Raw genomic sequence first — 13,810 nt, forward strand, 5'->3', positions numbered from 1 at the left:
CTAAAATCAATCGAATAAGCTTTCATTTTTACCAATGTATGAAGAGGAGTATAAGTAAACGTGTTATGAGTCAACTTCTTCGTGCTGTCAAACAAATGCTATTATGTGTGGTATCGCTTTCGCGTGGCTTGTGCGTAACCATGTAATTCTAGTTGATTTGAGCTGATTTTCTCTGTTTGATCCTCACGAGTGAGTGTCAGTAACATGATACCTCATATTTCTGAGAAAGGCTATATATCAATATTCAAGATGAAATACATATTTTAAAATTTATGATGAATTAGTTACAAATAAATGTAAACTTATAAAATATCGCGTATTTTTTTTGATCGATAATGCTAGGACTTAGACCAGAAACAAAAAATATAAAATTACCTGCTGTCCTCGATGTTTTTTGCGGTGCAGGTGGGATGAGCTTAGGTTTTCAGAATGCCGGCTGTAAAATTTTAGGGGGAATTGATAAAAATCCTCATGCTATAAGAACGCATCATAGAAACTTTCCTAAGTGTAAAATGATGCGTGATGCTCAGTCTATCGAATCTATTACTGATTTGAGTACGCTGGAGTTGGAGCCGGGAGAAATTGATATTTTAATTGGGGGACCGCCCTGTCAAGTATTTTCAGTAGTAGGCAAGGGTAAAATGAAGTCTTTAGGAAAACATATAGAAAGTGATATGAGAAACTTTTTATATAAAGAATTTATCAGGGCAATTAAATATTACAAGCCTCTATTTTTTGTCATTGAAAACGTCAATTATCTCCTCAATCACTGGATATTTCCTACTTTGATAAAAGATTTAGAAAATGGATTAACTACTGAAATCCCTGATTATCCAGGCTATAATATTAGCCATCAAATTCTAACCGCTTCTGATTACGGTGTCCCTCAAATCCGCAAACGCTTATTCATTGTTGGTAGGCGTAAAGATGCGAATCTAGCTTTCGAGTTTCCAGATGCGAATACAAGTTCTCCTGTCTCTGTAGGAGAAGCAATTGAAGATTTACCAGAATTAGAGCCTATATGTTTACCTTTGAAGAGGAAAAGCACTGCACCAAAGCAAATTGACTCTCCTAAAGCTTACAATTTTTTGCCTAAATCCGAGTATCAAAAGCTAATGAGAACTGAATCTTATGATACGGTGATGAATCATATATGTCGATCGCATAACGACAAAGACTTGTATATCTTTAGCATCATGCCCCAAGGGGGTATATATAAAAATATACCTGATGAGTTAAAACGCTACAGCGATCGGAGTTTTGAGGACAAGTATAAACGCTTACATTGGGATAAACCCTCATGGACACTAACGGCACATATGCAGAAAGATTGTTTAGCCTATATCCATCCAACACAAATCAGAAGTATCTCTGTAAGAGAGGCTGCTAGACTTCAAAGTTTCCCAGATCATTTTGTGTTTGACGCACCTATGACGAGAATGTTTGAGCTAGTTGGGAATTCTGTACCACCTCTTTTAGCTGAGGCGATCGCCAGACCAATTGTAAAACAAGTACAAGCCTACCACGAGGCTCACTCCGAAAGGGGTTAACCTGGCTTCAGCTATACCTCAAGTGCATTTCAAAACTAAAAGCAGACAAATGGAGAAGACCTAAAATGAACGACTACGATAGAGCTCGTCTGGTGGCTCAAGCTCTGTTGAAGGGTGAACGGACACCCACTCGGCAAATCATTCAAGAAAAAGTCAAAATTGCCGTTGATTCTACTAGAACTAGCGAACAGGGTCATACCGTTGAGGTAGATGAGGAAAAACTCGTCCGGGAACTTGAAAGTCTTTTCAATATTTGGATGGGTTTAGGTACTGTACTAGAAAATCAAGAGGGTCACATCCCTTGGTTGGCTGACCGCAACAGTGAAATCAATTGGGATTTTTGGAACCGTTATGTACGTTATCTGGAGGAAGAAAAGGGCTGGGCACCAGCGACGACGAGTGGTTTAGATCAGTTGACAGAATCTATTCTTCAACGCCTAGAGAACCCCTTGCGTTCAGGAGATTGGGATCGGAGAGGAATGGTTGTTGGACAGGTTCAGTCTGGAAAAACAGCAAACTATACTGGTCTGATCTGCAAGGCGGTTGATGCAGGATATAAACTGATTATTGTGCTTGCTGGTATCCAGAACAGCTTGCGGAGCCAGACGCAACTTCGTTTAGATGAAGGTTTTCTCGGACGCGATTCACAGGTTAACAGAGCTTTCGATAGAGGGCAGAATTCCTTGATGGGTGCGGGCAAAATCCTTACTGAAAAGTTGCTAATTGCTCATTCAGCTACAAGCAGTGCTGAGAAAGGTGATTTTAACCAGCGGGTAGCAAATCAGAATGGAACGATCCCAGGCGGTGGAGATCCAGTTCTGCTTGTTGTTAAAAAGAACAAATCGGTACTGAGTAATCTTCTAAAATGGGCATTGAATGTTCGCGGGATTGTGAATGAAGAATCAGGAAAACGAATTGTCAGAGGAGTTCCGTTACTCGTCATTGATGACGAGGCAGATAATGCCTCGATCAACACAAATCCCCCACTATTCGATGAAAATGGCAAAGTTCAGGAAGAGTATGATGTTTCAGCAATCAATGGATTAATCAGGAAGCTCCTTTACAGTTTTGAAAAGAGTGCTTATGTGGGTTACACAGCGACACCATTTGCTAACATCTTCATCTATCCAGACCCAGATAAAAAAAATCCCGAATTTGGAGAGGATCTCTTTCCACGTAGTTTTATTATCAACCTACCTGCACCATCAAACTACATCGGTCCAGTGCAGATATTTGGACTGGATACCGACCAGGCTATTGGTCTTGAAGCATCAGAAGCTTTACCCATCATCCGAACAGTGGAAGACCAAAAAGAATGGATGCCGGACAAACACAAAAGAGGTCACGTTCCTGGTGAACTTCCAGGGTCTCTCAAGGAGGCAATTAGGGCGTTTATTCTTTGTTGCGCTGCAAGAATTGTGCGAGGACAGGAGAACGAACACAACTCAATGCTAGTTCATGTCGCCCGTTTTACGGCTGTCCAACATGAGGTAGCAAAGCAAGTCAAAGACGAGTTGACTTCCCTACAAAAACGACTGCGGTATGGCGACACTAACGCACCAGGCAAGTTAGAGGAAGAATTTGAGAAGTTATGGAAAGATGACTTTGTGCCAACTACTTCATCCATACTCTTATCCATAGCTGATCCAGAACTAAAGTCAGTTTCTTGGGAAGAAGTCAAACTTTTATTGCACCCGGCTGCCTCTAAGATTCAGGTTAAGAAAATCAACGGCACAGCCAGGGATATACTGGACTACTGGGAACACAAAGACGGCTTAAGCGTTATTGCGATTGGCGGTGATAAATTGTCTCGTGGTCTGACTTTGGAAGGTCTGAGCGTCAGCTATTATCTCCGAGCCTCAAAGATGTACGATACTCTGATGCAGATGGGGCGATGGTTTGGGTACAGACCGGGGTATCTAGACCTTTGCCGATTGTACACAACTAATGACCTGGTTGAATGGTATGAACACATCACTGTTGCCAGTGAGGAACTCCGGCAGGAGTTTGACTATATGGCTGATGCCGGAGCCACACCTGATGAATTCGGTCTAAAAGTTCGCACGCACCCACAGGGGCTGGTCATCACCGGAGCTAATAAGATGAAGACAGGCACCGTCATGCAACTGTCCTACACCCGAAGCCTTAGTGAAACTACCATCTTCTATAAAGATGAAACTAAAAACCAACAAAACCTTGAAGTTACTGAAGAAATGCTGAGAACACTTGGCGAATACTCCAGGCAAGAAAGCAACAATTATATCTGGGAGAATGTTCGCGCTACAAAAATCACCGATTTTATTTCAGGCTATCAATCACATCCTAAAGTTAAAACTGCGAACACCACACACCTCGTAGATTACATTAAGGCTCAGCTTCCCCAAAATGAACTCGTGTTATGGACTGTTATTCTTATATCAAATAATCGAGGCAAAAAAAGGTGTATTGCTGGACATGAAGTGGGTACAACTCTGCGTAAGGATGCCTCCCCTGAATCTTCTCAAGAATATCGCCTGAGCAAGTCTCGACTCCTGAGTCCAACGGATGAATGGCTCGATCTATCAGAGGTAACTCGTCAAGAGATTCTCGATCTCACTAGGATTCAGCGAGAAGAGGCTGGTAAACCACCGGGGGCTGGCAATACACCTAACGGAAAAATTTTGCGTTCCAAGCGTTCACCAAAGAACGGCTTACTGTTGCTCTATCCACTAGAACCCGAAGTAATCTATTCTGAAATTCCTGTGATCGGTTTTGTGATAAGTTTTCCCGATAGCAAGACAGCGCAGATGGTCGAATACAAGGTTAATAATGTGTACTGGAAAGAGGAATTTGGTCAGCCATGACAGTGCAAAATACCTGGAAAATATTGGAGGAAGATACTGCAAGTGTAGCTTCTGGCTATGTCACCCGCCGCCTATTGCCAGAGGTTGCATACGATGTTTATCTCGCTATTGAAACACCTTCTAATGCACGTTTGCTGATGATGCGGGTGAATCAAAAATCAATCGGGAAAGCCACTGTTTTTCCGAATTCTAACTGCTTTGAGGTTAGGCGTATAGCCCTGCAAGGTGATGATGATGCCCATGCCACCCTGCAACTGGTACTTATTAACTCGCGTTACAGCGATATCTTTACAACATTAGTACAGGACATTGTTGATGCAATTGCCCCGATTGCGGATGAGCAAAACGCTGTAGGGGCTTTCTTTACCCGTCTGCGGCGATGGCAAGCATTCTTAGAAAAACATAACCCTGAAGGACTTAGCCAAGCGGAACAGCAAGGATTATATGGTGAACTCTGGTTTTTGCGGCAGGTTGTTATTCCTCAAATTGGCTCTCGCCAAGGAGTCAAATGCTGGACGGGTGCAAAAGGAACTCAACAAGATTTCCAGTTTCAACACTGTGCTGTTGAAGTCAAAACTACTACAGCTAAACAGCATCAGAAACTAGCGATCGCCAGCGAACGGCAACTAGATAATACTGGCACTGGCGCACTGATTTTACTGCACCTATCCCTTGATGCTAGACAAGAACGAGGTGAATCTCTACCGGATATTGTCGCCAGTCTTAGATCACTTCTCGAAAACGACCCTATAGCCAAAGAAGAATTAGAAATACTTCTTTTTGAAGTTGGCTATCTGGATATACATATTCCCTACTATGAACAAATTGGCTATACCCCACGAGAAGTTAACTATTTCAAAGTCGAGGGAGATTTTCCCAGAATTATTGAAGCGGATCTGCGAAATGGCGTTGGCGATGTTCGCTACACCATTAGCGTTGCCGAGTGCCGACGCTTTTCAATACCAGAATTAGATGTAATTGCTGTAATTATTGGCAGCCATGAGTGAATAAGCCAAATTAATTCATTTTGCTGAAGACCTCAGACAATTTTGCCCTGCCCTTTAACTCCTCTAAATGCTGATGAATGACATTTAATCGCACGGGTACAACAGGTAAACCCTCTTGCCAAAGGGCGATCGCCCTTGCCATATCAAACTCTACCACTTGAAGCGATCGCCCTTACCACACAATCCAACGCCAAAAACAGCAAAACCCGCTACAGAGCGGGCTTTAAAATATGGACACAACTGGACTCGAACCAGTGACCCCTACGATGTCAACGTAGTGCTCTAACCAACTGAGCTATGCGTCCTCACGGATTACTAACTTAGCATAACATTCGATCGCCTGTCAAGCATAAATATTCAAAAATTTATCGACTCCCGCCCAAGAAACCGGGTTTTTCACCAAGATCGAGGGCTACAAGCAAATATTTTCCGCAAAAAACCCGGTTTCTGCATCCCATTCGATCGCCCCTACAACCCAATCGCCCGCCAAATCTTCACAGTTCGATCGCCCCCACCGCTAGCCAAACACCCCCCATCAGCACTAAACGCCACCGACAAAATCTCCCCCTCGTGCCCAGTCAGAAGTTCCAGCAAACCCCCCGTCGCCGCATCCCACAAATAAATCGAACCATCCCGACTCCCCGTCGCCAAAACCCCACCATCCGGGCTAAACGCCACACACAAAACATCCCCAGAATTATCCCTCATACTCCGCAGCAGCGTACCTTCCCCCCCTGCATCCACCCGCCACAACTTCGCCGTACCATCCCGACTCCCACTAACCAAAACCGATGATCCTTCTCCAACTCCCCCCCTTACCAAGGGGGGGCTGGGGGGGGTCTGACCGGCAAGAGGACTGGGGGAGGTTCCAGCAAAGGCGATCGCCCGCACCCAATCCCCGTGCTCTGCTAAAGTACAGATCGATCGACCATTGCGCCAATCCCACAACTGCACAGTCTTATCCCGACTACCACTAGCCAAAAACTCCCCACCAAGACTAAAAGCCACCGCCTCCACCCCACCAGCGTGACCAGTCAAAACCGACATCGGCCTACCCTTATTCAAATTCCATAACTGCACAGTCTTGTCCCGACTACCACTAGCCAAAACCTGACCGTCGCGACTGAACGCCACAGCATAAACCCGATCCTCATGACCGCGCAAAGCGTACCACCACTTACCCTTATTCAAATCCCAAATTTGAATCGTCTTATCCCGACCACCGCTAGCCAAAGTCGCACCATCTGGACTAAACGCCACACAAGTCACCCAGTCAGAATGACCCGTGAGAGTGTACCAGCGCTTACCCGCCTCCAACTTCCAAATCTCAATCGTCTTATCCTCACTCCCGCTAGCCAAAGTCGCCCCATCAGGACTGAAAGCTACCGACGTGACAGCATTAGAATGCCCTACCAGAGTATGAACGCACCTCCAAGTAGGCGCGCGGGTCGGCAAAACCCGCTGCTTCCGGGGCACAGGTATAATCGTGCCTGCAACCGTTGGCGGCACCGTATTCTGCACAGCAGGCGCAGTCTGTGGCACTGGAATTGCTATTGGCGCGGGAGTCGGGGGAACCTGTGGAGGCGACTGCTGCGGCTGCAAATCTTGGAGAATCTCAGCTACAGATTTGTAGCGGCGACTGAGACTCGACTCGATCATTTTGTCCAGAATGCGGCTTAATTTCGGAGGGATTTGAACCTTCAAAAAATCTCGCCAAACCCAAACATCCTGATTGATATCGAACAAATCAAAAGGAGATACTTGAGTCAGCAAATAAATGCAAGTAACACCCAAACTGTAAAAATCGCTGGCATAAACCGCTTGACCTCTAATTTGTTCCGGCGCGACGAATTCCGGCGAACCGATTACTGTACCGGTTTCTCTCAAACCTTCCACAAGTTTGGCGGCGCCAAAATCAACTAAAACTAATTCCCCGGTTAATGTGGGGTAACTATAATTTATTGGAGTTTGAGAAAGACGGCGGCGGATAATATTGGGCGGTTTAATATCTCGGTGAATGACACTGCGCGAGTGCACGAACTGCAATACTGGTAATAAATCATTCAGCAAACTCAAAATTTGATTGCCGCTGAACGGCCCAGTCCGCGCTAATTCTTGCTGTAAATTCTCACCTTCTATAAATTCCTGCACTAAATACTGATAGCGTTCCTGTTGAAAGTGCGCCAGCAATTCGGGAATTTGTGGGTGTTTCCCCAATTCGTCCAGCCGCACGGCTTCTCGGTTGAATAATTCTGCTGCTTTCTCGCTGCTGCTGGTTCCTTGGGATAGGGGGAAAAACTGTTTGATTGCACAGCGCGGTTTTGAAGGTTTGTCTTGGTCTATTGCTAAAAAAGTGCGGCCGAAACCGCCGCGCCCGAGGGGTTTGATGGCGCGGTAACGCTCTCTGAGTAACAGTTTGGAGCCGCAACTCAGGCAATATTGGGTGCGATCGGCATTTTGCGGGTTTTGACAGGCGGGGTTTAGGCAATAACTCATAACTGAACCGGGAAGCAATCAGCAGCATATTTCTATGATACTGAGGCAATACCAAATCCGACTTAAATATCCCCTTTATTTCTTAATCCGCGCAATATCGGGACATCGTTTGTGTAGGATAGGTTTCAACCGCCAAGTCTGATATCTGGCGTTACAATTAAAATTAAAGGACTGAAGTCCTCACTACGAACCAGTTTGTAGTAAGGACGACCGTCCGCCAAATTCAAGATGTCGCCTTAACATTCAGAGCATACTCTTTAAATCTTTCCAAGTCAGCCTGAATAGTGGATTCAACAACTCGCCCTACAAATGAATTGTCCATCAATTTTGCCAGCCAACCGGGAACTCCATAGGCCACCGTCAGTTTGACAATGCTGCTGTTTTTGCGATCGTAAAATCTGATCGCACCCCGATTCGGCAAACCGTCTACCGATTCCCACTGAATTATCTGATTCGGCACTAATTTCAGAATCCGAGAAAGCCAGCTAAATTCTAACCCGCCCGTTGCGAGTTTCCAGCGAGATAATTCTGGGTTATCTTCAAGAATGCGAACAGAGTCTATCCACTTCATCCAGCGCGGCATTTGCTCTAAATCCGACCAAAGTTCCCAGGCTAATTCGATAGGAATTGCCACTTCTACTTGTACGCTATGTTCTAACCAATCAGTCATGGGATTTTAGATTTTAGATTTTAGATTTTAGATTTTAGATTTCTCGTTACTAGGCTCTGCCTGGTAACGCATTTCTAGAGGCTCTGCCTCGCATTTCCTGTCAAAATACTGGAGGCAGAGCCTCCTGATAGGTATTCCCAGGCACAGCCTGGGAACGAGAGAAACGATATTATTGGTTATTATTACCAACAAATAGGAACCAATAACCAACAACCAACTAATGACTAATGACTAATGACTAATGACTAATGACTAATGACTAATGACTAATGACTAATGACTAATGACTAATGACCGTAAACTTCGAGAATTACCTTAGCGGCTTGATGACCGGAAAGTGTTGCACCTTCCATGCTATCAATGTAGTCTTGCTGAGTGTAACTTCCTGCTAAAAAGAAGTTAGGTACAGGAGTTTTTTGAGCGGGGCGGTAAACATCCATTCCCGGTGCTTCGCGATACAAAGATTGAGCCAACTTAACCACGCTGTACCAAGTCATGTTTAATTCCCGTGCTGAGGGAAATAAATCCTGAACTTGCTTAAGTACGTGTTGGGCGATCGCCTCATTGCTTTGTTTGATAAACGGATCGCCCGGTGTCAGCACCAACTGCAACAGAGAACCTTGTCCTTCTTTATAGTAATCCTTGGGACTTGTCAGCGCCAAATCTGCAAAACAAGAAAAATCTGCATCTGCTGAATATAGCAAATTATCAATTCCTACGGCGTGGCTCAACTGTTTGCGCTGTGCTTCATCTTCCAGTTCCGTTACCCAACCGTCGAACCGCAATTGTACTGTAGCAACCGGCACAGCATCCAACTTATAAATGTTGTCAAATTCCGACCATTTGCGCCAAGCTGGCGGCAATATTTTTTGAATCCCCGGCACGTCTAAGGCGAAAACGTAGGCATCGGCGGTGATATTTTCTTCGGTTTCGCCGTTCGCTACTACCAGGCCTGTGACGCGCATTTCTGCTGCTTCTTGAAACTGAATTTCTCGGACTCTGCGCCTGGTATGAATTTTGGTTCCTTTGCTTTCCAAATATTCCACAATTGGTTTGTGCAAATATTCGCTGGGAGAACCGGCTAGCATCCGCATCATAGAGGCTTCGGTTTTTGTTGCAAAGAATTGGAAGATTGTCAACATACACCGGGCCGAAATATTTTCGGTGTCGATAAAACCTAGTGCGTAGGCGATCGGATTCCACATTCTTTTGAGGGAGTTTTGATTGCCGCCTTGACCGCGAAACCAGTCAGCAAAGCTAATTTTATCCAAATCGCGGATAGTTTTCATTGCTCCGTCAAAGTCGATCAAACCTCGGACGATGGGGCTAGTTCCGAGGGCGAGCGCATTTTGAACTTTGTCTTGTACGGATAGCTGAGATGTCGTGAAAAATGCTTTTAAACCGTGAAACGGAGCACCCACCGGAAAGCGAAAATCCAAACAACCGGTTTCACCGCCTCGATTGATAAAAGTGTGAACGTGTTCTTTGAGGAGCAAATCGTCAAAAGCTCCTACTTTTTTCATCAGAGCAAATAAGTTATAATAGCAGCCGAAGAAGACGTGCAAACCCATTTCAACGTGATTCCCGTCGGGATCTACCCAACTGCCTACTTTGCCGCCGACAAAGGGGCGGGATTCAAAAATTTCTACTTCGTGGCCAGCATCGACTAAATCGACTGCTGCGGTCATTCCAGCCAGTCCCGCACCTGCGATCGCAACCCGCATCTTACAATTCCTTATCCAGTATTTTTACAAATTGTAACAAATTTTAGCTAAAAACACCGGAATCCCCACGCTTGTCGCCTCGATTAGTGTGGGATCGGAGGTGCGGTGACGCGCTTGATTCCACCGACTTACAACCTTACAAGCGCAAGCGTTAAGCAGTGAGAGGGTGGATGACGACATCAAAGCACAATAAGTCTGTTTATTCAACAGATATATCTTGCTCATCGATATATTTTTTCAATTGTTCAACAGTCATGCCACCGTAAGAGGCAATAAAATAGTAGTACGAAAGCTCGATCGACATCAGCAAACAAAAATTAGAAAAAACCTATGCAGCCCATCCGACAAGGCGACGTAATTCTCACCCCGGTACCGCAAATCGCAGGAGAAAAGAAACCTCACCTAACTCTCGCCGAAGGTGAAGTCACGGGACATTCTCACCAGATCATTGAGGGACAAGCTGAACTGTACGAAAAAGACGGTACTCTGTACTTGCGAGTGCTTTCGCCCACAGCTTTATTGAGTCACGAAGAACACCATGCGATCGCAATTCCTGAAGGTAATTGGATGGTGCGGATTCAGCGCGAATATGAGCCCCAAGGTTGGCGGTATGTCGCAGACTAAGGTTTAACAAACCTTAGTCTGCACAAAAAGCTCAGATTCCAGTTGATCGCGAAAAGTGGAGGGCGAGATCGCTTTCCACTTTTCGCGATCGATCGCACGCTGTGGAAATGATTAAAGTGGGTGCTTGTGCGATCGGCATTTACAGCATTGGATGTCATTTTGTGCGATCGTATTTGTCAAGAACTAGCAGCTACAGAATTAGATATTTGCCAGGAATATATAATTTTCCACAATTTTATGTCAGAACAACAACCAAATCCCGCAGAATTCAACAGCTTTGCCGACTGGTGCTTGCACAAAGACAGCCTTTCAGAAGCAGCAAAACATACAGTTGAGATGCTGTTAAAGTGTGCTGGCACTTCCAATATTCATGAAGCGAACCGGATACTGTCAAGTAGGAATAAGCTGCATCTGTGCTGCAATCTAATATCAGACATTACACCCCTGCAATCTCTGACTCATTTGAAAGAGCTGAATCTTCAGGACAATCTAATATCAGACATCACGCCACTGCAATCTCTGATTAATTTGACTGCTCTGAATCTGTCCGACAATCAAATATCAGATGTTGCATACCTGCAAGGGTTGACTCATTTGACTTCTCTTTATCTGTCCAACAATCAGATATCAGATATCGCATACTGGCAATCTCTAAGTCATTTAAAAGAGCTGCATCTAGACTACAATCAAATATCAAACATTACACCTTTACAATCTCTAACTCATTTAACTGATCTATATCTGCAATTCAATGAAATATCAGATATCACACCACTGCAATCTCTGACTCACTTGAGCAATCTATATTTGCAATACAATGAAATATCAGATATCACACCGCTGCAATTATGCGCGGGTTTGACTGGGATATATATTTACTACAATGAAATATCAGACATCACACCGCTGCAATCATGCGCGGGTTTGACTTCTCTGGATCTTTCCAACAATCAAATATCAGACATCACACCGCTGCAATCTCTGACTAATTTAAGTTCTCTGGATCTGTCTGACAATCAAATATCAGATATCGCATACCTACAATATCTAACTCATTTAAGTTCTCTGAATCTGTCTGACAATCAAATATCAGATATTACACACCTACAATCTCTAAGTCATTTGACTTGTCTGAATCTGTCTAACAATCAAATATTAGACATCGCATACTTGCAACCTCTAAGTCATTTGAATGATCTGAAACTGTCCAACAATGAAATATCAGACATCGCATACTTGCAATCTCTAAGTCATTTGAAAAAACTGCATTTATGTGGCAATCAAATATCAGACATCGCATACCTGCAATCTCTAACTAATTTGACCGATCTCACTCTATCTGACAATCAAATATCAGACCTCACGCCCCTACAATTTCTAACTAATTTGACCGATATTGGTCTCAGAAAAAATAAAATATCAGACTTAACACCTTTACAATGTCTGACTCATTTGACTTCTCTTTATCTGTCCCACAATCACATATCAGACTTAACCCCCCTACAATTTTTGACTCATTTGACTGCGTTGCATCTGTTCAACAATCACATATCAGACTTAACACCCCTACAATCTTTGACTCATTTGACTGCGCTGTCTCTAAGCAAAAATAAAATATCAGACCTCTCACCCCTACAATCTTTGACTCATTTGACTAAACTGTATCTGCTCAAGAATAAAATATCAGATATCACACCCTTACAATCTCTGACTCATTTGACTGTTCTGAATCTGCTCAAAAATAAAATATCAGACTTCACGCCCCTGCAATATCTAACTGATTTGACTAAGCTGTTTGTAAACTTTAAAGCTGAACAGAAGAGTCTGATCGAACCCTGTCGTCAAAAGTGGGGAACTCTCGCCAACTCTACCGAACCAATCTCTCACCCCAAGGCCACTACCGCCCTTAAATCTGTCTACGAAACCCTGGGTTTAGAACTTCCAGAAATAACTTTTTACAGTAGCCCTAACGAAGCGTTTGCACAACTAGAAACTCTGCAATATTCTATACAAAACAATGAGTGTGTCGAGCAGTTTGACAAATATATAAAAGATGAATTACACCCATTTATTTTAATATCAGAGTTGCAGCAACTTTCGCAGTCAATTGTATGGGAGGAACAGCTAAAACAACAATTGAATGCAAATTTTTTAGAGTGTGGGAACTATTCAAAGTCAATATTTACTCCGAAATACTTGGTTGAGGCTCTCGCTCTTGCTGAATTCTGTGTTTATGGCTTGGGAATTGTTGTTAAACCAGAATCACAGAAACTTTTTGAATGTCTGAACCAGCTTTTAGCAGAATGCGGCTGGGTTTTTGCGTTTGAGAATATCTGCATTGTATGCTCGCGCCCTTGTCAGCTTAGCCTTGACAGCGAATACCGCCTCCACGCAGAAGGGGAACCTGCACTGGAATTTCCCGACGGTTACAAAATCTATTCCTACCACGGTGTAACATTACCTGAAAAATACGGACACATTCACCCCAATCAATGGCAAGCAACCTGGCTTTTAGAAGAAGACAATGCTGAATTAAGACGAGTATTAATTCAGGGAATTGGTTATGCTAGAATTTGCTCGGAACTGCAAGCAAAAGAGTTAGATTGCTGGAAAGAATACACGCTGCTCAAAATTGATGCTGATATTGATGGCTTCGATCCAAATGATTTCGATGGCGATGATGATGCTCCGAAAAAAGAAGATATTTATCTGTTAAAAATGATTTGTCCGAGCACCGGACACATTCATGCGTTGCGAGTTCCGCCAGATGTGACATCTGCTAAAGAGGCAATTCGCTGGGTAAATTGGGATATTGACTCAGAGGAGTTTTCGGTGCAAACTTGAGTAATACTAATTTAAAAAAGCTACAATCATCAATCTGAGGCCAATTGTTAAA

9 protein-coding genes and 1 tRNA gene are annotated in these 13,810 nt (G+C 43.8%); 5 read left to right on the forward strand and 5 right to left on the reverse strand.

From position 1 onward, the window contains the following. Positions 1–335: 335 nt before the first annotated feature. From QUB13_RS22805 to QUB13_RS22815, 3 genes are all read left to right on the forward strand, one after another. Positions 336–1,550: a DNA cytosine methyltransferase gene (locus tag QUB13_RS22805; RefSeq protein ID WP_333385170.1), complete on the forward strand. Its 1,215-nt coding sequence runs from the start codon at positions 336–338 to the stop codon at positions 1,548–1,550. 65 nt (positions 1,551–1,615) lie between these two features. After that, entirely contained in the window at positions 1,616–4,393 is a 2,778-nt protein-coding gene (locus QUB13_RS22810) for a Z1 domain-containing protein (RefSeq protein ID WP_333385172.1), read from the forward strand. Further along, positions 4,390–5,400: a PD-(D/E)XK motif protein gene (locus QUB13_RS22815; protein WP_333385175.1), complete on the forward strand. Its 1,011-nt coding sequence runs from the start codon at positions 4,390–4,392 to the stop codon at positions 5,398–5,400. Before QUB13_RS22810 ends, QUB13_RS22815 begins: the two co-directional genes overlap by 4 nt. A 10-nt stretch (positions 5,401–5,410) precedes the next feature. Here QUB13_RS22815 and QUB13_RS22820 read toward each other — a convergent pair whose 3' ends face one another. The 5 genes from QUB13_RS22820 to zds form a co-directional block, all read right to left on the reverse strand. Continuing rightward, the gene (locus QUB13_RS22820; RefSeq protein WP_333090285.1) at positions 5,411–5,557 is read right to left on the reverse strand and encodes a hypothetical protein; all 147 of its coding nucleotides are present in this window, start codon (positions 5,555–5,557) and stop codon (positions 5,411–5,413) included. Positions 5,558–5,631: 74 nt separating this feature from the next. Beyond that, positions 5,632–5,705: transfer RNA gene (locus QUB13_RS22825), tRNA-Val, on the reverse strand. A gap of 163 nt (positions 5,706–5,868) precedes the next feature. Then, positions 5,869–7,896 carry a serine/threonine-protein kinase gene (locus QUB13_RS22830; RefSeq protein ID WP_333385179.1) on the reverse strand — a complete coding sequence of 676 codons (2,028 nt, stop codon included), beginning with the start codon at positions 7,894–7,896 and terminating at the stop codon, positions 5,869–5,871. 223 nt (positions 7,897–8,119) lie between these two features. After that, positions 8,120–8,566: an SRPBCC family protein gene (locus QUB13_RS22835; RefSeq protein ID WP_333385182.1), complete on the reverse strand. Its 447-nt coding sequence runs from the start codon at positions 8,564–8,566 to the stop codon at positions 8,120–8,122. A 287-nt stretch (positions 8,567–8,853) separates the two neighbouring features. Then, complete coding sequence (gene zds / locus QUB13_RS22840) at positions 8,854–10,290, reverse strand: 9,9'-di-cis-zeta-carotene desaturase (protein ID WP_333385185.1); 1,437 nt, start codon at positions 10,288–10,290, stop codon at positions 8,854–8,856. Positions 10,291–10,620: 330 nt separating this feature from the next. On the opposite strand from zds, the gene QUB13_RS22845 reads away from it, so the two are divergent. Beyond that, a complete protein-coding gene (locus QUB13_RS22845) occupies positions 10,621–10,914 on the forward strand; it encodes a hypothetical protein (RefSeq protein ID WP_265238746.1) in 294 nt (97 codons plus the stop codon). Between the two features lie 120 nt (positions 10,915–11,034). After that, positions 11,035–13,758, forward strand: a complete 2,724-nt coding sequence (locus QUB13_RS22850; protein ID WP_333385188.1) for a leucine-rich repeat domain-containing protein — start codon at positions 11,035–11,037, stop codon at positions 13,756–13,758. The last annotated feature ends 52 nt before the right edge of the window (positions 13,759–13,810 follow it).

The sequence above is a fragment of the Microcoleus sp. B4-D4 genome (genome assembly GCF_036705185.1).
In the GTDB taxonomy this organism is placed as follows: domain Bacteria; phylum Cyanobacteriota; class Cyanobacteriia; order Cyanobacteriales; family Microcoleaceae; genus Microcoleus.